We start from the raw sequence: 23668 nt of genomic DNA, 5'->3' as shown, positions 1-23668 counted from the left end.
GCTTGATGATGCGTTCTCCCCGTTGGTAGACGGACTGGACACGTTTGGCTTCGATCTGATCAGCAGCGGCAATTTCAATACTCAACTTCGCATACCGTGACAGTAGATCGGTTACCCTTGAACGTTCCCGTGGGGAGGACCTGACCATTTCCTGTTAGGCGAACGTCCTACTTTCGGGATGCCTCAGTGATTCCAGAGCGGGCTCGCGCGCGACCAATCTCACTTCGCGCCCCGTGCGTGATGGGAACCGCCTGCACGACCAGAAAAGTTCTGAGCATTTTCGGCAAGAATGTCGGCCGCCCTCCCTGGAGCCGGTCGAGGAGGAACTAGATCATCGTCAGTTGACTGAAGGTTCGAGACCATTCGGTCGTGAGCGAACGGATATGTTCAAATGGCATTTCAAGCTGACCAATACTCTGCGTCGAACGCACCAACAACGCGATAGCCCCAATGGGCTTCGTAATTACCGCGCACCCCAGAGCGACGGTAGTGGGATCGAGAATCTCCGAGAGGGTTCCGAAGATGTTGTTCGTGACAATGATTCAGCACCGAACCCGGCGACGATGGCCGAGAGCGAAGCCATCCAAATCAGAGTTGTTAGTGCGACCAACACGATTCCTTAACTGGAGACAAGTAGACCCGTTACTGATGGACTTCTACTGAGCTAATGGCTACCAGCGGCTACAGTACGTGCATGAGACATGGACCAGATGGTATCGAGTTAGCGGTGTACGATCAGATCGGAGAGATACTGGGCGTCGAAGTTCGGCACCACGATGACGGCTCGACGCAAGGAATGTTTGACGCTGTTCTGGCTTATCCCGACGGTTCCAAGGCCGCGCTAGAGGTTACTTCGAATCAGTCAGCGGAATTTATGCGTCAGTATGCAGAAAATAGGCGCAACGGTAGGCTCAACATGATTGGTTCGGCCGACTCACCAGGAGTGGACAACTTCGCCGCTTGGCTCGACAGCGTGCTCGATGAGGACTCGGTGAGCAGGAACTTCGCTAAGCTCGACCGTAGTGGCCTGTTAGAACAACATCTGGTTCTGATCGTACGCGGCACCGAGGCAGAAGCTTTAATGTACGACATGTCTGTCTCAGCGTTGCCGACCACCGCACCAAAACTGCCTAGCACCTGTACAGATCTTTGGGTCAAGCTTCCGGATCAGAATTTTCTCCGGTGGAATCGTGACGGCAGCTGGTCTAAGCCTCGACATACGTATCCGACTTCCGAACGAATTGATGAGTACAAGTCACATGGCGGGGCCCCAGGTTGTTGAGCTCCGCTGTTGTTAGAGGATCGTTGTAGCGATCATTTTTGCTTAGCCTTTTGCCGCCGCCTTATGGGCTCGTCTGAAGGAATCATGTCGAGGACTACGTCGCATTCTCTGGCAATATGCCGGATGGAGTTCTTCGCCCGGTGATCGGTCAGTGTAGTTGTGAGTGCGTAGACCGCTCTGCATGCTGAGAAAAGCGTGAAGTAGGCGAGCTGGTTGGAGGGAAAGTCCGACGGCGTACTGCTAAAGATCGGCATACCATTCCCTTCTCCATGCTCAGGGCTAGATAAGTAGAGATCGGCGACCGTCACCGAGGGATGGCAGTACTCGGAGAGCATCCGATAGTAGCTATAGAGATCTTTGCCCTGTCTAAAATCGTTGATCATTCTGTTGACAAACCGCGCCTGCTCCTGCGACGTGGTGTCAAGGGTTTCGTGGTCGAGCCCTGCAAGGGTGTCTGCATTCTTGACCAAATGGGGAACGCCAGACTCTTTCATCGTCGTCTGTAGATTTTTTCGACTCCGACCGTACTCGTTGGCAATTGCTCGCGGTGCATCGGGTCCACTGATGTACACCCAATTTTGCGTAAGCGATGTTTCGTAGGCCATGCGAACCAGTGGGATCGACTGAACTACATGCCCCTCGCCAAGCAGGAGCCGAATCGACATAGAAAGTTGCATGATATGAGCGCAGTACCCAAGCAACAGAGCAGATTGAGTCCGGTCGAACCGGGTCCGCTTGCCATTGACTTTCTTTGCTCGGACCACTAATTTGCCCTGTCCTGAACTGGCCAGGTAGTTCCACTCGGTCTGGAGGTCGTCGAGTTTCGCCAGCAGGAACTGAAGCTGCTGGAACCCTTTGGCATCAACGCTATGCATGAAAAGATCGTAGACGACTTTCGAACTGGAGTATACGAACCCTGAGAACGGCGTACGCGCAACGTCTCAAACTGCGCCATTCCTCGAGTAGTTGGAACTCTTAAACATATCTGGTGGAGAATGTGCGAGAGTTCGCCTCCTGGATGTACCCCTGGCGTGGCTTAATTGGCTCCCCGCCTAATTAACGACTTCAGTGAATCCCCACGAACACTTATGCAATCGATGATGTTGCGGACGATGAATTCTGAGTGGTGTAAGTGGTAAGCGGAATCTCTACTAGCAGAAGTCTGTGGGTGCGGTCTACGGAGTTCAGCAGCCCGTTTTTGGAACACATGGAAGTCGGAACGAATGAAGAATGTGAGATCGGATGCTCATCGGTAGCATTCGCCTGCAGCTACGTGGTGGTCCACCCGCATTCCTCTCGCGCTCGACCCGGAATCCGGTGGGGGCGTTCGACTACAACTTTGCTGGGGTGAACCCTTCGGACAGGCCGGCCCAGTCGGGATAGATAGTCTCGCGGGTGAAGCCGAAGTGGGCTTCGAGCATTGACCGCAACATAGATTTCACCTCTCGCGGGATACGGATTCCCATTAGGTTGGGATATGCGCGTTGAGGCTGTCCCCTCTTACTGGTGAGCTGCTCATTACCCATTGCCGTCTCGAGCTTTCCCCTATGCGAGGCCTGCGGCCGCCGAACCGCGAACAGCTCACACTCCGGTGCTTCGGTCTCCGTCAGTGGCGATGTCGAGAACATGAACTCTCCACGCTGCGCAGCAATGCGTGGATCGATAGGCGGGGTTGTGATGACCATCGAGGCACGCGACTTTCTTCCGAGCATCGCCTGATACGAGCCGTCCACCCACGGCTTACTGACTGGGCTGAGCGCGTCGCGCCGCACAGCGATCAGTACTCCGTCAACTTCATCTGTGCCTATTTCGGCTACGTCATCACACAGCATAAATAGAGCAACGAACGGGTCGGTGGTGATGTCGATGAGCCGAGTGGCGGCACCGTTGTGTCGATAGCGAGCGAGAATTTCCCAGTCCCCAGCGTGCTGGGCGTCAGCGACGCCGATGCGTCGAGCCGTGTCAATCATGTTAAGTTCGTGCTCATTGAGGGAGTCACCTACGATTCCCGCGCGGTGGCACCCGATTCTAACCGCCAAGCAATGTTGGCCTGTCCACGCCAACGCACTCCTTTCTCCGGACCAAGAACGCTCACACCACCAATTGCGTTGATGATCGACCGACACGTATCTTGTTGTCCTCGTAGTGTTGTAGTTCTAGCCGCCGCCGGAACAAAAATTAGATCGTCACTCCACGGGCCGAATGCCGCGTTTGATTCATTGGTGTCATCTTCGACTCCGTTCATGCGGACGATTCTGCCACAGGAGAACGTGTTGCGAGACGGTGTGCCGACAGCGCTCCATATGGCTTGGGGAGGTGCTGTCTGACTTTGGTTCGTGCCCGAGACGATTCAGCGTGATTCTTGTGTGCGTACGAGATCACACTCGGTGCCATCGGGCAGGCTCTCGCGGTGGACGAACACGGTGGACGGTGAGGTCCCCCAGCATACGCAGGAAGAAGTGAGAGACAATGAGATATGACCATGTTTGAGAGCAGTGGCGAACGAGTCCACCGCTCCGACATCTGGGCGGGCTTCGCCTTCGACAGCATCCACGAAGTAGATCATCCGCACCTTGTCGCCCAGACCCGCGACGGAATCCCCGGTCTGGTCGACATCTCGGCCCGCGACCTCTTCGGCGTCGATTCGTGGTTCGCCCTGAAACAGAGCACGCGGGAAGCCGCGCGCCGAACCTTGGAAGACGGAGGTCAACCGGCTCAGTCTTTCGACCGATGGATCAGTGAAGGATGGCAGCTGGAGCGAAACCGCGGACATCGGATGCTCGCCTCCCACCAGTACCGGATCGGTGATGGTTTCGTTGACCCCAAGGGGAACAAGCGCAATTTCCTGGTCCCCGACTGCTGGATGCGAGAGAACGGGGACCCTGCCACTTACCTGACCAGCTACTCCGATGTGGTACTCATACGCTGTCGGGCGCATGGTCCCTGCGCCATTCCTGTTCGTACCCTCATGCAATTGGGCAGCAGGTGTTGGACGTGCTTGCAGGAAGATAACTCCGGACGAAAGAGCAAATTTCTGAACGTCGACAATTCTCGTCTCTCATCGCAGTTCTCCGAACTCAACCTCGGACTGCGCCCCGATATGTTCCGGGCCACGTCCCAGTTCGACATCATCTGGGAGTGCCCAGTCTGTGCCAACCGCTGGTGCATCCCTGTCTTTCTGCGCAGCCGTAACAACAGAAGCAACTGCCCTTCCTGCCAGTCCAACACCTCGAAGTCAGAAATCACATTGTGGTTGGCCCTGAAACAACTGTTGCCGGGCATCGAGGTGCGCCACGGAGAAGGAGTGACTGGATATTCCGCCTCGGACGTGACGATTCCGGGACATCGCATCATCGTTGAGTACGACGGTGACCTGCATGCCAAGAAAGGCGACTCGGAACTTCGCAAGGACCGCGCCACCTACCATCTAGGTTGGAAGACCATTCGCCTACGTATGGTCGGCCTGCCGCCAGTGTTGCACCAGAAGGTGCGGAGCATGGACACGCCGCGCAGCGGCAAGATCCATGCCACTCTGCCCAATCTACTTCGAGTCCTGATCGAGTGGGGTGTGCCCGTCCCTCCGGAATCCCTGGAGGCTGATCACTTCGCCCTGACCCAGGGACTGCAAGACGAGGCGTCCAGTCTGCTCGAACGCATGAGCCACAGGCGCAAGAACACGGGGAGAAAGCGCTCCGCCTGAATCGCGTGTTCGACTGTGCCCGCATGGTTTCGTTGTGCGGGCAACAGAAAGGGATCATCTAAGATCCGCTATACCGATGAATACTCCATCATGGCTGTATCCATCGCCGTTAATGCCCGCGAACGCGCTCAGCTCATCATCGCTCCTTACGAGAGCGGGTTCGTCTCGCGCCGAGGGCACGGTTTCGGTATTCTGTCTCGTGTAACGCCCCGGTGACCATTCGGGCCTCACGGCCTGGACTCCCGGGGCGACAGTCTTCTCGAGGGAAGGTCCGGCGCGAACAATCGCGAGGACAAACCGGACGCAAGACCGGAGTCGTGCCACCGGTACCTGGTGCGCCGTCGCTACCAGAAGTTCGAGTCTCTCGATCATCGCTTCGTCACGAGGGCAGTGGAGCCGCTTCGGGCCGGTCTCGCGTCTAATCGAAGATCGCCAGTTCGACCTGGGCTCGCGTCCGGCCGAAAGGGGCACTCCACGAGTCGATCTGGGCGAGATAGCGGCAGTAGTCTCGACTGGAACGCGGCGACGGGCAGATGGCTCTCTTCCCAACAATGTGAGGAGCAATCCAGTCGCTTACGCGCTTGTCCAGGATTGGGCAACTCTGGGACTGTCGATGGAGTCGGCCATCGACGCGAAGGCGATCCGTTTCGTGAAGAAGGCTGCGCCGAGGTACTTGAAGAAGGTTGGATCCGACGGCGACGACCTCGAACGAGTACTGCTCGCACGCGTTGCTCGACACGCATCGCAAGCACTTCGGCCAACGCGTCTGCGTCTAGTCTCTGCAGCGTCCTGATGCACATGTGTGGACGAGGTGCACACCGAATCACGTCGTACCTACGTTCGAGAATTCACTTTGGCATGAGTGTGTTGAAGCAGCATCTGCAAGACCAGCTTCGTGCCTGCGAGCACCCTTCAGCACCCTCCATCCTCCGCCCGATCCTCAGTCAAATAGTGTCCGGTCATTGTGCGGGGTTTTGTGCGTGAAACGGCGTGAAAGTGTTAGGCACGAAGCGTATAAGGCCTGGTCAAGATGCGTTTCCACGAAGAGGGTAGGCTTCACAACTGGGTCTGGATGCCGCCATGGGGCCCGGAGAAGATCACCGAGGACGGCCGCGAACAGATGCGGGCGCTGGGCTTCAATATCTGATCCGATACCCAACACCATCGCCGAGGCGGGGCGACCTGAGAAGGTCACCCCGTCTCAGCGATCGTCGTTGGGTGGGATGTCCGTGACCGGTGCCGGGGTCGCGGAGATCACCGCCCCGCGGACCGAGAACTCGCATGCGGCGTGAAAGAATGGAATCCGACTTTCCAAGGAGAACCATTGACGATCATCGCTGCCGCCGACGGATCCGCGCTCGGCAACCCCGGACCCGCCGGGTGGGCCTGGTACATCGACGACACCTCCTGGCACGCCGGCGGGTGGAAGAATGCGACGAACAACCGCGGTGAGCTCATGGCCGTCCTCGACCTGCTCTGGTCGACCGCCGAGTGCGACGACAGTCTGAAGATATACTGTGATTCGCAGTACGTGATCAACGCCCTGACCAAATGGATGCCGGGGTGGAAACGCAAAGGGTGGAAGAAGGCCGATGGAAAAGAAGTCCTCAACAAGGACCTCTTAGCGTCCCTCGATGAGGCGCTGAGCGGGCGGACGGTCGAGTTCGAGTGGGTCAAAGGCCACAACAACCACGAACTCAATGAGGCCGCCGATGATCGAGCCCGCGCCGCAGCCACCGCATTCCAGAAGGGCACGGCTGTGCCGGAGGGCCCCGGTTTCGTCCCGCGGGACGTCGACTGCGGCAGCTGAGGACGCACCGGCAGAGGAACCGTCAGTCACGTCCCTGCACGAGGACGTCCTCACCGAGCCCGCCACCGCAGAGGCTGCGCCGGCCACCACCGTCGTGTCGTGTCGGGTGCCGTCCGCAGTCGCAGATGAACTCGTCGCCCGGGCACAGGCTCGCGGCATCCACCCCCAAGAATTCCTGGCCGAACTCATCGGCCGCAGTTTGGAGACAGAATGATTCAGGCCTCCGGCCTCGAAGTCGCCGTCGGCGCCCGCACCCTCATGTCCGAGGTGTCCTTCCGCGTCGATAAGGGCGACCGTGTCGGTCTCGTCGGGCGCAATGGCGCCGGCAAGACGACCCTGACCAAGGTGATCATGGGCGGACACCCCGCTCAATCGGGATCCGTGTCGATCTCCGGCACCGTCGGCTACCTGCCGCAGGACCCGCGCAGCGGCGACCTCACCGCCACCGGCATGGAGCGCATTCTCTCGGTGCGCGACCTCGACGTCCTCGTCAAACGTCTGCGGAAGGCCGAACGTCAGATGGCTTCGCCGGATGAGAAGGTGGCGACGAAGGCCATCGATCGGTACCCGCGCATCGAAGCCGAATTCATCGCCGCCGGCGGTTATGCCGCCGAATCCGAAGCCTTCGCCATCGCTGCGAATCTCGGCCTCGACGAAGCCCTCATCAGTCAGGAGATCGGCACGCTCTCCGGCGGTCAGCGCCGCCGCGTCGAGCTCGCCCGGATCCTGTTCTCGGCTCCGGACACGATGATCCTCGACGAGCCGACGAACCACCTCGACGCCGAATCCGTGCTGTGGCTGCGTGACCACCTCAAGGCCTATTCCGGTGGCCTGATCATCATCAGCCACGACCTCGACCTCATCGACGAAGTGGTCAACAAGGTCTTCTTCCTCGACGCCACCCGTCAGACCATCGACATCTATTCGATGGGCTACCGGCTGTACCTCAAACAGCGTGAGGATGATGAGCGGCGTCGTCGCCGCGAACGTGCCAACGCGGAGAAGAAGGCCGCGGCCCTCAACGCTCAGGCGAACAAGATGATGGCGAAGGCGACGAAGACCGTAGCCGCACAGCAGATGGCCAAACGTGCCGACCGGCTGCTCGCCGGCCTCGAGGACGAACGTGCCACAGAGAAGGTCGCGAATCTGCGCTTCCCGGCCCCGGCCGACTGCGGTCGCGTACCGCTGACGGCCGAAGGACTCTCACGCAGCTTCGGTTCGACCGAGGTGTTCACGGGTGTCGACCTCGCGATCGACAAGGGCACACGCGTCGTCGTGCTCGGCTACAACGGCGCGGGCAAGACGACTCTGCTGCGTCTGCTCGCCGGACTCGACGAACCGGATTCCGGTGAAGTCGTGCCCGGACACGGTCTCAAGCTCGGCTACTATGCGCAGGAGCACGAGACCCTCGACCTCGAGCGCACCGTGCTGGAGAACATGTCGCGGAACTCCCCGCACCTCGATGACACGGCGGTGCGCAATGTGCTCGGATCGTTCCTGTTCAGCGGTGACGATGTGCACAAGCCCGCAGGAGTGCTCTCCGGCGGTGAGAAGACACGTCTGGCTCTGGCCACCCTCGTGGTCTCGAGCGCGAACGTGCTGCTGCTCGACGAGCCGACGAACAACCTCGATCCGGCCTCGCGTGAGGAGATCCTCTCGGCGATCCGCCGCTACGAGGGTGCGATCGTGCTCGTCACACACGATGAGGGTGCGGTGTCCGCGCTCGATCCCGACCGTGTGCTGCTTCTGCCCGACGGTGACGAGGATCTGTGGAACGACACGTACCTCGACCTCGTCACGCTCGCCTGAGCAGGCTCGCCGAGACTCGCCCGAGGCGGCTCACTGAGAGCGGAAGCGCTCCTCGAACAGGGCATCCTCATCGGCTTCGGCCTGCCCGCGCACGGTCGGTGAGGCCCAGCGATTGCGGCCGTACCGGCTGCCCGGCTGGCTGATCTTCGCGCCTGCATCGAGTGCGGCCTTGTCGATGACGACCATTTCGCCGTCGGCAATGCCGTGCTCGACCGCCTCGGCGGCGGCTTTGCGCTCACGACGGGCCGAGATGACCACGGCGATGATGATCATGATTCCGAAGGCGAACCACTGGAGCATATAGGACAGATGGTTGCCCGGATCGAGCTCGGGCATCGGCAGCGGGGTCAGTCCCTCTTCCGGGGCACCACCGGTCTCCGCCGGTGAGGCCTCGACGTAGACGTGCGCATAGCCGTCATCCATTCCGGGGATGCGCGCGGGATCGATGGCTCTGATGAGGCCCTTCGGGTTCTCATCCTCGGATCCGTCCTGAGCGGGACGCAGGTGAGCGACGACGGTCTGCTCACCCTGCGGTGCCGGTGGCACGGAGTCCTCTTCGGCGGTGAAGCCGCGGACGACGGCGATCGTCGACCCGCCGGCGATTTCGAACGGAGTCACCACATAGAAGCCGGGCTGGTCATTGACGGTGCGATTGCGTGCGAGGACGGTGTTCTCATCGGAGAACTGACCGGTCAGCTCCACCTGTGTCCACTCGTCGGTGGTCTCCAGCGTGGAATTCGGTGTCGAGAGCACCGAGGAGATGTCGACGGGGTCGGCGGAGTAGTTCGCGGTGATCGTGGCGATCTCCTGCTCCCGCTGATCGCGGCGGTCCTTCTGCCATAGGGCGAGGAACACGCAGGCGATGATGACGATGATCGCCATGGCGATGTATTTGAGCCAGCGTGCGGAGAAGAGGAAGGAATAGCGGCTCAACCTGCGTCCTCCGGAATCTCGTCGACGGAGACGTCGGTGATGAAGAAGTCGCGCAGCGTCAGGAAGTCGCGCAGATAGTCGAGGTGCTCATCGCAGGCCAACCACGTCTTCTTCCGCTCGGGACTGTGGACGCGGGGATTGTTCCACAGCAGGGCGCGGGTTGCGAACTCCCGGCATTCCTTCGCGGAACACTGCAGCTGCTCGCTCAAGCCTGGTCACTCCTGTCGTCGTCTTCTATGGTCTCACCCGGGACGGTCTCACCCGGAATCGTCTCGCTCTCCTCGTCTGGGCTGTGGTCGTCCTGGTCGGATTCGGCTGTGCCCGGTGCGGCAGCAGTGAAGTCTGCGTCGTCGACCGGCTCATCATCAACGGTCTCCCCGGCGAGGGTGTCGCCGGAGATCGTCTCACCCCGTGCGGGCGGCAGCTCCGCCAGCGGGGCCTGATCGAGCAGCGCGGACTGATCATCGCGGGTGCGTTCGCGACCCGCATTGGCGAAGATCACCGCCGGATAGGGGAGGACTACAGCTCCGGCCACGCAGATCCACATGAGGATGTGCAGATCGGCGACGAAAGCGAAATAGGCGCCCACGAAGCAGGCCGTCCTGATGCCCATGGTGATCGAATACTTGATGATCCGAGACTTCATATCATCATCAAGGGCGGTGTCTGCCGTTGTGATCTGCTGAGAGTGCCTGACCATATCCTTCTTCGATCGATGACTGCCAAACATGATACTCGTCCTTTGTGAGAGTCGTATCCATCGACCAAAGGACAGGATAGGTTTGTCCACGATAGATTTGAAGAACACAGTCGATCAACAGGAGACCAACGTGTCAGATCCACGCACAGTCCTCGTCACCGGCGGCAACCGCGGAATCGGTCGCACCATCGCCGAGGAATTCCTCGCCCAGGGGGACAAGGTGGCAGTCACCTCCCGCAACGGTCAGGCCCCGGAAGGGGCGCTGGCAGTGGCCGCCGATGTCACCGACAGCGACTCGATCGATCGGGCATTCACCGAGATCGAGGAGAAGCTCGGCCCCGTCGAGGTCGTCGTGGCCAATGCCGGAATCACCGCCGACAACCTGCTCATGCGGATGAACGATGATGAGTTCGAATCCGTCATCAACACGAATCTCACCGGCGCCTTCCGCACCGTCAAGCGCGGCATCACCGGCATGATCCGAGCGAAGAAGGGCCGCATCGTCCTCATCTCCTCGGTGTCGGGTCTCTACGGAGTGCCCGGCCAGGCGAACTATTCGGCCTCGAAGGCCGGACTCGTCGGCTTCGCCCGCTCCATCACTCGTGAGGTCGGCTCCCGCGGAATCACGGCCAATGTCGTCGCCCCCGGGTTCATCCGCACGGATATGACCGATGAGCTCAGCGAGAAGCAGCAGAAAGAATACCTGTCGACGATCCCGGCCAAACGCTTCGCCGAACCCGCAGAGGTCGCCAAGGTCGTGCGCTGGATGGCCTCGGACGAAGCCGCCTACATCTCTGGTGCCGTCATCCCCGTCGACGGCGGACTGGGCATGGGCCACTGACCCAGACGGCGCCGGGCCGGCCACCACCGGATCCTGGGCCGCAGACGATGCGGCGGCCGGGCCACAGCCCGTAGACTTCGATACAGAGACACCGCCCGAAGCGGCGTCATGCACACGCAACCACCTTCCTTTCGAAAGGACCACCATGGGAATTCTTGACGGAAAGCGCATTCTCGTCACCGGCGTGCTCACCGAGGCGTCGATCGCCTTCGCCGCTGCTCGCATCGCACAGGAGCAGGGAGCCGAGGTCATCCTCTCGAGCTTCGGCCGCCAGATGAAGATCACTCAGGTCATCGCCGAACGCCTGCCCGAGACCCCGCAGGTCATCGAACTCGACGCCACGAACGAAGAGGATCTCGCAGCCCTGCCCGAGCGCCTCGGCGGCAACATCGACGGAATCGTCCACGCCATCGCCTTCGCACCGAAGGATGCCCTCGGCGGAGTCTTCCTCGACACCCCGTGGGACTCCGTATCTGCGGCTATCCACGTCTCCGCATACTCGCTCAAGGCCATTGCTGTGGCCGCGAAGCCCGTGCTGAACAAGGGCGCCGGAATCGTCGGTCTGACCTTCGACGCGACCATCTCCTGGCCGGTCTACGACTGGATGGGTGTGGCCAAGGCCGCCTTCGAATCGACCGCCCGCTACCTCGCCAAGTACGTCGGCGAAGACGGAGTGCGCGTCAATCTCGTCTCGGCCGGACCGCTGAAGACCACCGCCGCAACCTCCATCCCCGGCTTCGGCACGCTCGAAGACATGTGGGGCGACCGCGCACCCCTGGGCTGGGATCAGAAGGACACCACTCCTGCCGGCAAGGCCATCGTCGCCCTGCTCTCCGACTGGTTCCCCGCCACCACCGGCGAGATGATCCACGTCGACGGCGGATTCCACTCGACCGGCGCCTGAGACAGCTCATGCCTGTGCTCATCCTCGCCCGCCACGCCAAGGCGGAAGCGCACGGTCCGACCGACTTCGAACGGTCACTGGATGCGAAGGGTCTGGCTCAAGCGGTCGAGGCCGGTGCCGAGATCGCCGAGCGCTGGTCACCCGATGTGGCCATCGCCTCGGCGGCCAGGCGCACCGTGCAGACCGGACAGGCTGTCGTCGAAGCCGTCAACCGTGCTCACGGAGGAACCCTCGACGAACCGGGTGACCTGACCCTGCGCGAGGATCCCTCGCTGTACTCCGGGTCCGTCGACGACTGGCTGGATGCGATCAACTCGATCCCCGCGGATGCGCAGTGCGCGTATATCGTGGGCCACCAGCCGACCGTCGCCGAGGTGGTCGGCCACCTCAATCCGGAAGGCGGGGTTCCCGACACGTTCCGTCCCTCGTCGATCGCGGTCTTCGACCTCGAGAGCTGGGACGTGGAGCCGGGACACTACCCGGCCCCGCAGATCCGGGTCTTCCACGGGGTCTGAGACCCCATAGAGCTCCGCCCGAGCCGAACGACTGTGGCCCTGACGAATGCATCGTCAGGGCCACAGTCGTCTTCAGTCAGTGAGACCCGTCCGCACGGGCAGTCACGAAATCGATCACGGCACGCAGATCCCGAGTCTCCACCGACGCATCCGCTGCGGCGACGAGAGCGGGCTTCGCGCAGAAGGCGACTCCGAGTCCGGCGACTTCGATCATGCCGATGTCATTGGCGCCGTCCCCGACCGCCACCGAGGCGGCCCGGTCGTACCCACCGGCGGCCAGCAGATCCTCGAAGATCTCCGCCTTGGCGCTCGGGTCGATGACACGGCCGTTCGTCCGCCCGGTCAGCTTGCCATCCTCGACATCGAGTCCGTTGGCGAAGACATCGGTGATCCCCAATTCTGCGGCCACGGGAGCGATGATGGCGGTGAATCCGCCCGAGACCAAGGCCACCTGGCCACCGGAGGAGTGCACGGCCGCGACCAGGTCGGCAGCCCCCTCGGTGAGGGTGATCTGCTCGCGGACCTCATCGAGTACGGTCTCCGGCAGTCCGGTCAGCAGGGCGACCCGTTCGGCCAGGGAGGCGGCGAAGTCGAGTTCGCCGGCCATGGCCCGTTCGGTGATGTCGGCGACCTTGTCTCCGACTCCGGCGTGGGCGGCGATGAGGTCGATGACCTCCTCGTTGATGAACGTCGAATCGACGTCCATGACGAGCAGCTGGACGGGGATCTGGGAGGCATGGGCCTGGGGCGTCTCATTCACCCCTTCATCGTAGCCACAGCCATGATGTAGTCCGCGGCGGCGGGGTGCAGCTGAGACAGCAGCGCACCGAACCGGGGTGGGGCGATGGTGGCCGGGGCCAAGACCGTGCGCATCCGTTGATGGATGTCGAGTGCGGCGTAGATGGCTCGGGAATCCGCCTCGGTGGGGATGAGCCGGGAGATCGGGTGCAGTGTCGACAGCTCCTCCTGCCAGTCGCGCCACGGCCCCTGTCGCCATTCCTCGGGGACGTCGATGGTCTCGATGAGCCCCAGGCCCTCCATCACCAGCAGGCGCAGACGCCGCAGCGCCTCTGCAGCGGTTCCGACCGTGACGGGGCGGAAGACGGCGGGGGCACAGGCCAGGATCTCCACGTTCGCCTCGGCGCCGATGAGGGCGATCGCCGCCTGTTCGTCACCGCGGTGAAGGACGACGGGGGCCGAGTGGCGGCCGACCTTCGTCCTGGCGGTGCGATCGACCGGGGGAGTCGTATGCGGCAGGGACGGGTGGTGCAGCGCCAAGCGCGCATGCGTGATTCCGGCGGCGGCCGCCTCGGCGGTGAATAGCAGCAGACCGGTGGGCACGGCCGAGTCGAAGACCTCATCGGAGACGATGAGAGGAACATCACGATCGTCGTCGAGGAAGGCAGAGGAGACCTCGTCAGGAGGCAGGGTCGAGCGCAGACGGTGGTTGAGCGCCAGGGTCAGCAGCAGTGAGTCGGTCGTGAGGTCCATGTCGAACCAGGATAGACGGCTCGTCTGCGATAGAGTCTGAGGATATGAGTGAAGTCCTGAATCTGGATTCTGTGTCCGTGCGCCGGGGGACCAATTTCCTCCTCGACGATTTCTCGCTGACCGTCGCCGAGGGCGAGCACTGGGCGGTGCTCGGACCCAATGGTGCGGGCAAGACGACCCTGCTCGAAATCGCGGCCGGTCGCATGCATCCGACGACGGGTACGGTCACCATCCTCGAGGAGCAGCTCGGGCGCGTCGATGTGTTCGAACTGCGTCCGCGCATCGGCTATGCCTCGACGATTCTGGCCAACCGCATTCCGAGTTCCGAAGCGGTCCTCGACACCGTCCTCACCGCCGCCTACGGCGTCACCGGGCGCTGGGTGGAGGAGTATGAGCAGGACGATATCGAACGTGCCCGTGATCTGCTGGCCGCGTTCCACATCACGCATCTGGCCGATCGCACCTTCGGCACGCTGTCCGAAGGCGAGCGCAAGCGCGTGCAGATCGCGCGTGCACTCATGACCGACCCGGAGCTGCTGCTGCTCGACGAGCCCGCTTCCGGACTCGACTTCGGAGGGCGTGAGGAGCTGCTCGGTGCGCTCTCGGAGATCCTGTCGTCGAAGTGGGCTCCGGCGACGATCATGGTCACCCATCATGTCGAGGAGATTCCCGCGGGCATCACTCACGTGCTGCTGCTGTCCGAGGGCACCGATCTTGCTGCAGGTCCGATCGAGGAGACCCTGACTGCGGAGAATCTCGCTGCGACCTTCGGCATCGACGTCAAGCTCACCCGGGACGGTCAGCGCTACCACGCACGTTCCGCCCTCTGAGCATGGAGTTCCTGGCGCACCTGAGCCTCGAGCCGTGGCAGATCGGCCTCGTCATCGTCGCCGGAATCGCGGCGGGTGGCATCAATGCCGTCGTCGGCTCCGGAACTCTCATCACCTTCCCGGCACTTGTCGCCTTCGGAGTTCCGCCGGTGGTGTCGACGATGAGCAATGCGGTCGGTCTCATCCCCGGCAACATCGCCTCCTCGTTCGGGTACCGCGAAGAGCTGCGGGGGCAATGGAAGCGGATCCTCGGGTTCGTTCCCGCCTCACTGTTCGGGTCGCTGACCGGGGCGTATCTGCTGCTGCACCTGCCCGAGGATGCGTTCGAGACGATCGTGCCCGTCCTCCTCGTCGTGGCTCTGATCATGGTCGTGGGGCAGCCGTATCTCTCGCGGTATCTGAAGCATCGGTCCCTACGCCGGGCCGAGGCTGCCGGCGTCGAGCATCGGGCCGCCTCGGTGGGGGATCGACTGTCCACGGGCCGCTACATCGCCGTGCTCCTCGTCGTCTTCCTCACCGCGATCTACGGCGGCTACTTCGCCGCCGCCCAGGGCATCATCCTCATCGCCCTGCTCGGTCTGATGCTGCCCGACGATCTGCAGCGTCTCAACGGTCTGAAGAACGTGCTCGTCCTCGTCGTCAACACGGTCTCGGCGAGCACATACATCATCGTCGGCCACGACCGGATCAACTGGATCGCCGTGATCTGCATCGCCATCGGCTCCCTCATCGGCGGGTACTTCGGGGCGCGAATCGGCCGGCGGTTCTCACCGGTGCTGCTGCGCACGGTCATCGTCATCCTCGGCCTCGTCGCGATCTGGAGGATCGTCACGCTGTGAGTGGAGCTGTGAACTGGGGAGTGCTGTGAACACGCCGGCCAAGGCACCTCTGACCCGCCAGCAGGTCATCGACCGATCCGCCGAACTCGGGATCGCCGTCGAGCGTCTGCGCTTCTTCGACGAAGCGGACCTGACTGCCGACGGTGCGGAGGCCGGGAAGTCAGGGGTCGGCTCGGGCGATGGTCTGCACGGGCGACTCGAGGGAATGCGCGACTACACGCAGCTGACCGATGTCGCCCTGCGCAGCGTCCGCGAACCCGCCGAGGGACTGTTCATCGCCGAATCCTCGAAGATCATCCGCCGCGCTCACACCGCCGGACTGTCACCCCGTTCCTTCCTGACCAGCCCGAAATGGCTGTTCGATCTCGCCGACATCATTTCTGTCAGCGATGTGCCGATCTTCATCGGCACAGATGCCGCCGTCGAAACGCTGACCGGATTCCACCTCCACCGAGGCGCCCTGGCCGCGATGGGTCGTCCCGTCCTGTCCCCGGTCGCCTCCTTGGTCGAGGACGCCCGGCGCATCGTCGTCATCGAGGACATCGTCGACCATACGAATGTTGGTGCTCTAATTCGTTGTGCAGCCGCGATGGGCGTCGATGCGGTCCTCGTGACTCCGCGTTGCGCCGACCCGTTGTACCGGCGAGCTGTCCGAGTGTCGATGGGCACGGTCTTCCAGGTCCCTTGGACAAGGATCGATCCTTGGCCAGAGAGCATCGGTACTCTCCAGGATGCAGGGTTCGTCGTCGCGGGCATGACGCTGGGCGAGGGGGCGATCACCTTGGAGGAATTGGTCGCTGAAGACCATGAGAAGCTCGCTCTGGTCTTCGGGTCCGAGGGTCATGGATTGACTCGGGCGACTGAGCAGCGGCTCGACAAAAGGGTGACGATCCCGATGATGGCCGGGGTGGATTCGCTGAACGTCGCTGCTGCGGCGGCGGTGGCGTTCTACGCGACGAAGTAGCCGTCTTGACGGCTGTCGCAATAGGCGACGACGGCGAGGACTGGGAGCCACAGGTAGGCTGGCCACAGTGCTAGTCTCTCGAACAATCCGCCGAGTTCGGCGTTGCCAACGCGGGCGAGGTAAACGCCCGTTGCTACCAGTGACACAAATCCGACGGCCAGAGTAGAGCGGGCGAGCACTGGTCGATGCCGCAAAACAAAGCTGGCGGTAAGCAGGGCCAGCGGTTGAGCGAGGAAAACCGGCAGAGACATGACGGCGTGCAATTCCAGGTCCCGGTCGAGTGGGACGAGTCCGGTCGCAATCGAGCTGAGCCCGGCGAGAACCCATAGCACCACCGTCGTGCTGGCCGCCAGCCCTCTCCGCGGCCAACCCCTGAGAAGAAGCGCTCCTCCCGCGAGCAGCAGGCCGAACACGACAAACGAGACGTTCTGAAGTAGGTGCCACGGGGAACAGACCGGAACCTGGCCAAACGAATACCCGATAGATGTACATGTGGTCGCTCCGAGATCGCTGATCGTATTATTGATCAGGCTGTAAGAGGTGGTTACAGCCGTCGCGGTGAGGAGCTCGGCCCCGATGTACAAAGGTTGTACTGCCCACATCAGCGCTCCGAGTCGAATAGTCACGGTCGGAGCCGGTTGCGCGTCAATGACCATGGCAGCCATCCTTCGGGTGTATACGGCGAGGATTTCATCTGGCCGATCGGGTGTACAGAGTTCCCGACGTTCTGGCGACGCAACCCAGGCCGTCGAAGCTCTCGAACGCCGGCTGTTCGAGGAAGTAGTCGGCCATTCTCATGCGTCTGAAACGCTCCGCATCGTTCACCTCTGGCGCTGCCTTCCGCAGGTCGACCAGCGTCCAGGGAGCATCCCCGGCGAAGGCGGACTCCACGCAGTCGGCTTCCGGTTTCGGTTGGGGTGCTTCCTGGAAGGGGAACGCCCCTGAGCCGTCGAGTGCTGCACCGTTGGTGATGGCGGTCCGTCCGGCGCGGGCCGTGAGGCCGATTGACCGATAGTCTTCGCCCAGGGCAGCGGCCAGATGGTATCCAGCTGGGTAGAGCAGTTGCCCGTCGTCGCCACGTTCTGGCTCTTTCTTGATGTGCCAATTATGAGCCGCGACGACGACCTTGGCCGCCGGGTCCTCGTTGAGCGATCGCAGGACCGATTCCGCCAGGTAGACGTCGCGGAACGTCGAGGCGATGCCCATGTCTTCGCTGAGGAAGGACCGGTGGACCTGGTCGACGAGCCACGCGCCGCGCAGGTGGTGCACTACCTCGGCATGCTCGGCAGCGCTGCCGGCGACGCGTCGACTGCTGGTCATTCGCTCGGTCCGGGCGACGAGTTCGCTCAGAGTGCTGCTCAGCTCATCACGGTCGTGCTCCGGAAGGGTGGCGTAGTTGCCCAGGACCATGGTGGCCAAGCGGTCGTGATATCGGCTGACGAGTTCGATAGCGCGGTCCAGTGTGGGGCCGGATGCGGGGTCGTGTTTACGCAGGTAGGGTGCGATTCGTTCCAGGGCCGCCAGGGGGGAGCCGATCGAACCGGGCAAGTCGATACCGACGCAGTCCACCGGCGAACTCCCGCTCATATTGCGGGCCCGTAGCCAGCGGAGGGTCTCATACATCTCCGGGGCGTCGCCCAGGGACATCGCGATCCCATCGGATGCGACGCGCTCGACCTCGCCGGGGCCACCATGTACCCAATCGGAGACCACTTCGGCCTCGGCGAACGGTGCTTCCAGTGTGAGAACTGTGAATCCGTGGTGCTCGACGAGATAGCTTAGGATCCGGTGCCGTATCTGGTAAAACTCCGAGGTATGGTGAGAGCTCTCACCGAGGGCGACGACGCGCGCCTCACCGATCAGTTCGGATACGGGCTCAAGCTCGTCCAGCGGGGCCTCTGGATCGAGGTGTGACTGTGGTGTGCCGTTCGTGGTGATCCATTCTGACAGCGTCTTTGGGGCAAGTGTTGTCATCGGCAACCTCCGCGAGGAATAGGCGCGTGTTCGGACGGCTTCTCGCCAATGACGACGACGGCGTCCGAGGCTTCGTAGGTGTACACTGTACTCCTAACCTGTAATCTACGCCTGCTCAGTCTGGAACGTCAATGCCCCGACCGAAGTCTCGAACCGAAACCGACATCGCGGATGCGGCGCTGGCCGTGCTCGAGAGGGAGGGCCACGCCATGCTGTCGATGCGCAGCGTTGCGCGGGAACTCGGGATGAGCGCAATGGCCCTGTACCGCTACATTGACGACCGCTCGGAGCTGGAACGCCTGGTGGTGGATCGCATCTGGGCGTCCGTCGAGCTCGACGTGGACGAGGCCCCATGGGAGGACCAGGTTGTCGAGCTGGTCGGACGAGTCCGAGCCGAGGCCGGGGCGCACCCCGAGGCCGTCCCCCTTCTGCTGCAGCACCGGCACGATACGCCGAGCTCCGTGCGCTGGATCGAGACGATGCTCAGCCTCCTCGCCGACGCGGGGTTTCGCGGCACCGACCGCGTCGTGGCGCAGCGTGCGATCGTGCACTTCCTCGTCGGGGCGATCCAGGCGCAGCGGCTGAGCTCCGTGTCCGGTGCGGGGACGGCCGCCATGGTCGAACTGCCCGAGGAAGACTTCCCTCATCTGGTCGAGTCGGCCGGTCTCGCCCGCGGGCTCGATCCGGATGAGGAGTTCCACCGAGGCCTGGTGAGCCTCCTGGCGGGGCTGCGCCGGGAACAGGGAACGTGACGCAATCATGCTGGGTGCGTGACAGATGGACACCGCATGGCCGGGGGCGCTGCGTAGCGGTCGCGGCACCGGTGTGCGCGCCCGTGTACGCCGCCGTGTCTTTCCGGCTGACCGGCGTGCCGTTGACGCTCACCGTCTGGCCTGGACGCGCGACCGCCGTTCGGGCGGCGACGACAACTGGGCGTTCCGAGAGAGCAAGAACAGGAAATCCTGAGGAGGAATACCCGTGGCATCGTCCAATCAGCCGTCGACCACGTCCGAGGCCGGGCACATCCATCAGTCGGCCCGCGTCCCGGCGGCGCTGCGCTGGCTGGTGGTCGGCATCGGGGCCAGCATCGTGCTGCTCATCAGCCTGCCGATCCTCATGCTCGCCAACCAGTCCAAGCTCATCGCGACCATCGAACGGGAGGCCGCTGGCACGCTTAGCGAGGAGTGGATGGGCCGCGTCGTCGTCTTCGTGATGATCTACTCGATCGTGCTGCATTTGCTCGATCTGATCGTGCTCGTGTGGCTGACCCCGAAGGTGCTGCGCGGTCGGCAGTGGGCACGGATCACCCTGACGGCATGCCTGGCCGTCGCCACCGCAGGGAGCCTGTACTCCGCGACCATGGGCGGCGTCTTCCTGTGGATCGCGATTCCCACCGACCTGCTGCATCTGCTCATGCTCGTGCTGCTGTGGGCACCGCCGAGCGTGCGAAGTTTCTTCGCCGCCCAGCGAATCCAGCACGCTCCCCGCTGAAGGCCTCAGGGACATCACCGCGTTCAGCTGCGTCAATGCGTGACAGTCCCCGCAGACCCCATTTCGTGAGGATTGACGAGCCCCTTGGTGGGTTTGTGGAGCGAGTGAGATGGACCGGACTGAACGAGTGATTGTTCCCTGGGCGGACCGCCAAGCGGACCCGGGCGGTTCGACAGCCCCAACGGGCGGGAGCAGTTCGAGTCAATCTTGCCCGCGCTGCCAGCGAGACCGTTACCCCCGTTGCATCGCAACGCTGCCAGCATTCCGGCCTCGCCGTCCCGCTTGAGTTGTGCTGGCTGCCGTGCCTGCGCGATCGACTCCTGGGCCGCGCCGGAGTCGCCGCGGGTAACCAGATCAGCACTCGGCTCGGCGCTCGTACCACGTGATATTGGCCCCGTTCGGGAACGTCCTACTGTCCGCAGCGGTGAACTCCGTGGGGCGGAAATAGCCCTCGACGAGGGTCGGACCGGCACGGGCCACGACGGGGTAGCGCTTGACGATCAGCTCGTCGATCTCGGGCAGCAGCGAGCCGGCCAGCCGGCCGCCGCCACAGAGCCAGATGTCCAGTCCCTCTTCGCGCTTGAGCTCCTGCACGAGCGCTGCGGCATCGGGGGCCAGCGTCACAGCAGGCTCCTCGATCCGGTCGCATGATGCGGAGGCCACGTATTGACGCATGTGCGTGTACGGACTGGCCGTCCCCTGATCGAGCACGACGTGGTACGTGTTCAGGCCCATCACCACAGTGTCGAAGCGCTTGTTCGGCGCGGCTTCGAGCCCGGCCTGCTGGCGGTATTGGCTGGGCACTGTCTCGGGGTAGCGCTGGTTGACCCAGTCCATGTACGTGGCGACGTCCGCGCCCTCGCCGACGGGGTAGAAGTCCACTTCGCCGTGTGGACCCGCTATGCGGCCGTCGATGGACACGCCGATGTAATAGACGAGCTTGCGCATCAAGACTCCTTTCCATTCGCTCCGCTCAGTGCGGCTCGATGTTGATGCTGCGCGGGATCCGAAGTGGAGACGTCCTCCCTTCGGCCGCCAGCACGTGCAGCGGACTGAATTGGCCAGCGTTGAGGATCCGAACGACGACACTTGAACAGCATCCTCCCGGCCCAGACGTGTCCCAGCGGACAGTGAGCCCGGTTTTCGTGCGGCGCACCAGTTGCGCCAGACGGAGCAGAACCGAGTAGCTCGGTGCGAGCGCATGCACGATGATCAGCGGTTTCCAGAGCTCCACAAGAGGCGACCATTGTCACTCCATGTAAAGTACTATGATCAGAGTGGTTTGAGTGTTACTACTGCGATTGGAGTGGTGTCAATATGCGGAGGAACGATGAGAGGAGAGCGGCACTCGTCGACGCCGCCATCGAGGTCCTCGCGGGGCAGGGTGCGCGGGGCCTGACGTTGCGGGCGGTCGACGGTACAGCCGCCGTGCCGCCGGGGACGGCATCGAACTACTTCACCAGCCGCGACGACCTGCTCACCCAGGCCGCTGCCCGCGTGTACGAGCGGGTCCAGCCCGACGAGCAGACCATCGCCAACCATCTCACCGGCAAGCAGGATCGGGAGAAGTTCGCTAACGCAATGCACGAAACCGTCCGCCGGGTCGCCAGTTTCCGATCCGGTTACTTGGCTCTGCTCGAGCTCCGGCTCGAAGCCACTCGCCGTACCGAGCTGCGGACGGTGCTGACCGATAGCGTCCGCGGCGACCTTGCTGCCAACGTCGCCGCTCACAAGGCCTCGGGCCTGCCCGGTGATTCGACGTCGGTGCGATTGTTGCACATGGCGCTGAACTGGCTGATCGTCGAGCGGCTCACGCTGCCGGAGGTCTATTCCGCACAGGAGGCCGACGAACTCGTCGCGCGCGCCGTCGAACGACTCATCTGAATCTAGAACTCAGAAAGTGGGGGTGAATGCCCCATGTGCCTTCATCGGCACAGCGCGTAGTTTGGAACACCCGACCAACGTCGGTGCGATCTTCCGCTCCGCCGCCGCGTTCGGTGCCGATGCCGTGCTCGTGACTCCGCGCTGCGCCGATCCGCTCTATCGCCGGTCGATCCGGGTGTCGATGGGCACGGTCTTCCAGGTGCCGTGGACGCGCATCGAGACCTGGCCCGGCGGGATCGCCGAACTTCAGAAGGCCGGATTCCATGTGGCGGCTCTGGCACTCGATGATGATTCGGTGAGCCTGCGGGAATTCGCCGCCACCGCAGCAGAACGCACGGCTGTCGTCTTCGGCACCGAAGGAGACGGCTTGAAGAGATCGACGATCGCCGCCTGCGATTCGACCGTGATGATCCCCATGAGCGGGGGAGTGGACTCCCTCAACGTCGCGGCGCCTCGGCGGTCACCTGCTTCGCCCTGCAGGAGGGGTGAGTCGTGTCAGTTGTCGGCTGACCTTCGAAACCCGCGCAGTCCATCACCGACTGCTCCGCCGTCCACAAGACTCTGACGACTGAGCAGTCCAAGGTGGCTGATAGCGGACTTCCTGCGTTTGCCTCCTTCGTTTCAGTCAGAGGTTGAGTCAGTACCGCACTCTAGAGTTCTGTCATGGACACAATTGAGCTCTACAGCGCCGATGGCGGGTCAACGTCGATCGAAGTACGTCTCAACGGAGAGACTGTTTGGCTGACCCAGCAGCAGATCGCCGACCTTTTCGAGACGTCTCGAGAAAACATCACTATGCATCTGAAGAACATCTATTCCGAAGGTGAGCTGGTCGAGCAGGCAACCCGTAAGGAATTCTTACAGGTTCGGCAAGAGGGTTCTCGGAAAGTGAGCAGAAGGGTCGCTCACTACAATCTGGACGCAATTATCTCAGTCGGCTATCGGGTGAAGAGCCGGATTGCAACCAAATTCCGCATCTGGGCTACCGAACGGCTGCGTGCCTATTTGGTAGCTGGCTACGCAGTCAACGAGGAGCGGCTGGCTCAGTTGGGGTCGATAGTCAACGTACTCTCACGTGCGAACGATGAAATGGTCGCAGGAGTCGTTGATGTTCTCTCTGTCTATCTTCCCGGCATCACTCTTCTCCGTGAGTTCGATGAGGGAGACATCGCTTCTTAGGCCACTTCGGTCCCGAATTGGACTCTGACAATCGAAGAAGCTCGTTCAGTTATCGCTCGGTTAGCCCGCGAGTTTCCCGCCGACCGTCTACTCGGTCGAGAACGAGGGAACCAACTGGAATCTGTGGTGAACGCGATCTATCAAGGATTTGGTGATGTGGAGCTCTATCCAACTGTCGAAGAGAAGGCTGCGAACCTGCTCTATTTCATTGTCAAGGATCACCCGCTCGCCGACGGGAACAAACCTAGCGCAGCAGCTCTGTTCATTGTATTCCTTGAGCGGAACGCACTGCTGCTCGGCAGAGAAGGGCGCCTACGCATCGACAGCAACACGCTTGCCGCAGTGACCCTCCTGGTCGCGTTGAGCGATCCCGCGGAGAAGGAACTGATGATCGCACTCATCATTCGGATGCTCACGCCCGTGGTCGATGGATCGAATTACGAAGAATAGCCGCGAAGGGGTGTCGGCGCAGCTGGCCCTCTCGGGCCGATATTTCCATTACGTTCAACTCATACGGATAGA

The 23668-nt window shown here is 62.3% G+C and carries 26 protein-coding genes and 2 pseudogenes; 17 read left to right on the top strand and 11 right to left on the bottom strand.

Going from position 1 to position 23668, the window contains the following annotated elements; all coding sequences use genetic code 11:
• The first annotated feature begins 727 nt into the window (after window positions 1-727).
• Complete coding sequence (locus AC2W7L_RS04315; RefSeq protein ID WP_486003416.1) at window positions 728-1282, top strand: hypothetical protein; 555 nt, start codon at window positions 728-730, stop codon at window positions 1280-1282.
• 32 nt (window positions 1283-1314) lie between these two features.
• On the opposite strand, the gene AC2W7L_RS04310 is transcribed toward AC2W7L_RS04315, so the two are convergent.
• Window positions 1315-2157 (bottom strand): DUF5677 domain-containing protein, encoded by an 843-nt coding sequence (locus AC2W7L_RS04310; protein ID WP_486003415.1) that lies wholly within the window; start codon window positions 2155-2157, stop codon window positions 1315-1317.
• A 456-nt stretch (window positions 2158-2613) separates the two neighbouring features.
• Window positions 2614-3252: an FRG domain-containing protein gene (locus tag AC2W7L_RS04305; protein ID WP_486003414.1), complete on the bottom strand. Its 639-nt coding sequence runs from the start codon at window positions 3250-3252 to the stop codon at window positions 2614-2616.
• Window positions 3253-3758: 506 nt separating this feature from the next.
• On the opposite strand from AC2W7L_RS04305, the gene AC2W7L_RS04300 reads away from it, so the two are divergent.
• Window positions 3759-4982, top strand: a complete 1224-nt coding sequence (locus tag AC2W7L_RS04300; RefSeq protein WP_486003413.1) for a zinc-ribbon domain-containing protein — start codon at window positions 3759-3761, stop codon at window positions 4980-4982.
• A 418-nt stretch (window positions 4983-5400) separates the two neighbouring features.
• Here the strand turns inward: AC2W7L_RS04300 and AC2W7L_RS04295 are convergent, their stop codons facing one another.
• Window positions 5401-5721: an 8-oxoguanine DNA glycosylase OGG fold protein gene (locus AC2W7L_RS04295; RefSeq protein ID WP_486003412.1), complete on the bottom strand. Its 321-nt coding sequence runs from the start codon at window positions 5719-5721 to the stop codon at window positions 5401-5403.
• A 321-nt stretch (window positions 5722-6042) separates the two neighbouring features.
• On the opposite strand from AC2W7L_RS04295, the pseudogene AC2W7L_RS04290 reads away from it, so the two are divergent.
• The 3 genes and pseudogenes from AC2W7L_RS04290 to AC2W7L_RS04280 all read left to right on the top strand — a co-directional run.
• Window positions 6043-6129, top strand: a pseudogene (locus AC2W7L_RS04290) (metal-sulfur cluster biosynthetic enzyme); the annotation flags it as partial.
• A gap of 177 nt (window positions 6130-6306) precedes the next feature.
• Window positions 6307-6792: a ribonuclease H family protein gene (locus tag AC2W7L_RS04285; RefSeq protein ID WP_486003411.1), complete on the top strand. Its 486-nt coding sequence runs from the start codon at window positions 6307-6309 to the stop codon at window positions 6790-6792.
• A 210-nt stretch (window positions 6793-7002) separates the two neighbouring features.
• A complete protein-coding gene (locus AC2W7L_RS04280) occupies window positions 7003-8601 on the top strand; it encodes an ABC-F family ATP-binding cassette domain-containing protein (protein WP_092013696.1) in 1599 nt (532 codons plus the stop codon).
• Between the two features lie 30 nt (window positions 8602-8631).
• Here AC2W7L_RS04280 and AC2W7L_RS04275 read toward each other — a convergent pair whose 3' ends face one another.
• From AC2W7L_RS04275 to AC2W7L_RS04265, 3 genes are read right to left on the bottom strand one after another with little or no spacing between them, the layout of a single operon-like run.
• Window positions 8632-9534, bottom strand: coding sequence for an SURF1 family cytochrome oxidase biogenesis protein (locus AC2W7L_RS04275; RefSeq protein ID WP_486003410.1), 903 nt, complete (start codon window positions 9532-9534; stop codon window positions 8632-8634).
• Entirely contained in the window at window positions 9531-9743 is a 213-nt protein-coding gene (locus tag AC2W7L_RS04270; RefSeq protein ID WP_482400309.1) for a hypothetical protein, read from the bottom strand. Before AC2W7L_RS04270 ends, AC2W7L_RS04275 begins: the two co-directional genes overlap by 4 nt.
• Complete coding sequence (locus AC2W7L_RS04265; RefSeq protein ID WP_486003409.1) at window positions 9740-10180, bottom strand: DUF3099 domain-containing protein; 441 nt, start codon at window positions 10178-10180, stop codon at window positions 9740-9742. The genes AC2W7L_RS04270 and AC2W7L_RS04265 overlap by 4 nt, the downstream gene beginning before the upstream one ends.
• A 184-nt stretch (window positions 10181-10364) precedes the next feature.
• Between AC2W7L_RS04265 and AC2W7L_RS04260 the strand changes: the two genes are divergently transcribed.
• From AC2W7L_RS04260 to AC2W7L_RS04250, 3 genes are all read left to right on the top strand, one after another.
• The gene (locus tag AC2W7L_RS04260) at window positions 10365-11075 is read left to right on the top strand and encodes a beta-ketoacyl-ACP reductase (protein ID WP_486003408.1); all 711 of its coding nucleotides are present in this window, start codon (window positions 10365-10367) and stop codon (window positions 11073-11075) included.
• Between the two features lie 145 nt (window positions 11076-11220).
• Window positions 11221-11979 (top strand): enoyl-ACP reductase FabI, encoded by a 759-nt coding sequence (gene fabI, locus AC2W7L_RS04255; protein WP_101544266.1) that lies wholly within the window; start codon window positions 11221-11223, stop codon window positions 11977-11979.
• 8 nt (window positions 11980-11987) lie between these two features.
• Window positions 11988-12494, top strand: a complete 507-nt coding sequence (locus tag AC2W7L_RS04250) for a SixA phosphatase family protein (RefSeq protein WP_172169584.1) — start codon at window positions 11988-11990, stop codon at window positions 12492-12494.
• A 76-nt stretch (window positions 12495-12570) separates the two neighbouring features.
• Here the strand turns inward: AC2W7L_RS04250 and serB are convergent, their stop codons facing one another.
• Both serB and AC2W7L_RS04240 read right to left on the bottom strand, forming a co-directional pair.
• On the bottom strand, window positions 12571-13254 hold the full coding sequence (serB, locus tag AC2W7L_RS04245; protein ID WP_486003407.1) for a phosphoserine phosphatase SerB: 684 nt from the start codon (window positions 13252-13254) through the stop codon (window positions 12571-12573).
• Window positions 13251-13985, bottom strand: coding sequence for a hypothetical protein (locus tag AC2W7L_RS04240; RefSeq protein ID WP_486003406.1), 735 nt, complete (start codon window positions 13983-13985; stop codon window positions 13251-13253). Before AC2W7L_RS04240 ends, serB begins: the two co-directional genes overlap by 4 nt.
• 44 nt (window positions 13986-14029) lie before the next feature.
• Between AC2W7L_RS04240 and AC2W7L_RS04235 the strand changes: the two genes are divergently transcribed.
• The 3 genes from AC2W7L_RS04235 to AC2W7L_RS04225 are packed head-to-tail and all read left to right on the top strand — an operon-like array spanning window position 14030 to window position 16618.
• Window positions 14030-14815 carry an ABC transporter ATP-binding protein gene (locus AC2W7L_RS04235; protein ID WP_486003405.1) on the top strand — a complete coding sequence of 262 codons (786 nt, stop codon included), beginning with the start codon at window positions 14030-14032 and terminating at the stop codon, window positions 14813-14815.
• 2 nt (window positions 14816-14817) lie between these two features.
• Entirely contained in the window at window positions 14818-15654 is an 837-nt protein-coding gene (locus tag AC2W7L_RS04230) for a sulfite exporter TauE/SafE family protein (protein WP_486003404.1), read from the top strand.
• 25 nt (window positions 15655-15679) lie between these two features.
• Window positions 15680-16618 carry a TrmH family RNA methyltransferase gene (locus tag AC2W7L_RS04225; RefSeq protein ID WP_486003403.1) on the top strand — a complete coding sequence of 313 codons (939 nt, stop codon included), beginning with the start codon at window positions 15680-15682 and terminating at the stop codon, window positions 16616-16618.
• Here the strand turns inward: AC2W7L_RS04225 and AC2W7L_RS04220 are convergent.
• Both AC2W7L_RS04220 and AC2W7L_RS04215 read right to left on the bottom strand, forming a co-directional pair.
• Window positions 16603-17274: a DUF998 domain-containing protein gene (locus AC2W7L_RS04220; protein ID WP_486003402.1), complete on the bottom strand. Its 672-nt coding sequence runs from the start codon at window positions 17272-17274 to the stop codon at window positions 16603-16605. The two genes, AC2W7L_RS04225 and AC2W7L_RS04220, sit on opposite strands and share 16 nt — an antisense overlap.
• A gap of 34 nt (window positions 17275-17308) precedes the next feature.
• On the bottom strand, window positions 17309-18592 hold the full coding sequence (locus AC2W7L_RS04215) for an erythromycin esterase family protein (RefSeq protein WP_486003401.1): 1284 nt from the start codon (window positions 18590-18592) through the stop codon (window positions 17309-17311).
• A gap of 131 nt (window positions 18593-18723) precedes the next feature.
• On the opposite strand from AC2W7L_RS04215, the gene AC2W7L_RS04210 reads away from it, so the two are divergent.
• On the top strand, window positions 18724-19344 hold the full coding sequence (locus tag AC2W7L_RS04210) for a TetR/AcrR family transcriptional regulator (RefSeq protein WP_486003400.1): 621 nt from the start codon (window positions 18724-18726) through the stop codon (window positions 19342-19344).
• Window positions 19345-19570: 226 nt separating this feature from the next.
• Window positions 19571-20083 (top strand): hypothetical protein, encoded by a 513-nt coding sequence (locus AC2W7L_RS04205; protein WP_486003399.1) that lies wholly within the window; start codon window positions 19571-19573, stop codon window positions 20081-20083.
• Window positions 20084-20437: 354 nt separating this feature from the next.
• Here the strand turns inward: AC2W7L_RS04205 and AC2W7L_RS04200 are convergent, their stop codons facing one another.
• Window positions 20438-21031 (bottom strand): dihydrofolate reductase family protein, encoded by a 594-nt coding sequence (locus tag AC2W7L_RS04200; RefSeq protein WP_486003398.1) that lies wholly within the window; start codon window positions 21029-21031, stop codon window positions 20438-20440.
• A 369-nt stretch (window positions 21032-21400) separates the two neighbouring features.
• Here AC2W7L_RS04200 and AC2W7L_RS04195 point away from each other — a divergent pair, with 369 nt between their 5' ends.
• From AC2W7L_RS04195 to AC2W7L_RS04180, 4 genes and pseudogenes are all read left to right on the top strand, one after another.
• Entirely contained in the window at window positions 21401-21967 is a 567-nt protein-coding gene (locus AC2W7L_RS04195; RefSeq protein ID WP_486003397.1) for a TetR/AcrR family transcriptional regulator, read from the top strand.
• Window positions 21968-22040: 73 nt separating this feature from the next.
• A pseudogene (locus tag AC2W7L_RS04190) lies at window positions 22041-22418 on the top strand (TrmH family RNA methyltransferase); the annotation flags it as partial.
• Window positions 22419-22630: 212 nt separating this feature from the next.
• On the top strand, window positions 22631-23146 hold the full coding sequence (locus AC2W7L_RS04185; protein WP_486003396.1) for a virulence RhuM family protein: 516 nt from the start codon (window positions 22631-22633) through the stop codon (window positions 23144-23146).
• Between the two features lie 24 nt (window positions 23147-23170).
• Entirely contained in the window at window positions 23171-23596 is a 426-nt protein-coding gene (locus AC2W7L_RS04180; RefSeq protein ID WP_486003484.1) for a type II toxin-antitoxin system death-on-curing family toxin, read from the top strand.
• The last annotated feature ends 72 nt before the right edge of the window (window positions 23597-23668 follow it).

The organism is Brevibacterium sp. LAARM3_SD1, assembly GCF_057364765.1.
The sequence above is the reverse complement of the archived record's forward strand: the minus strand, read 5'-3'. Positions and strand labels throughout refer to the sequence as shown.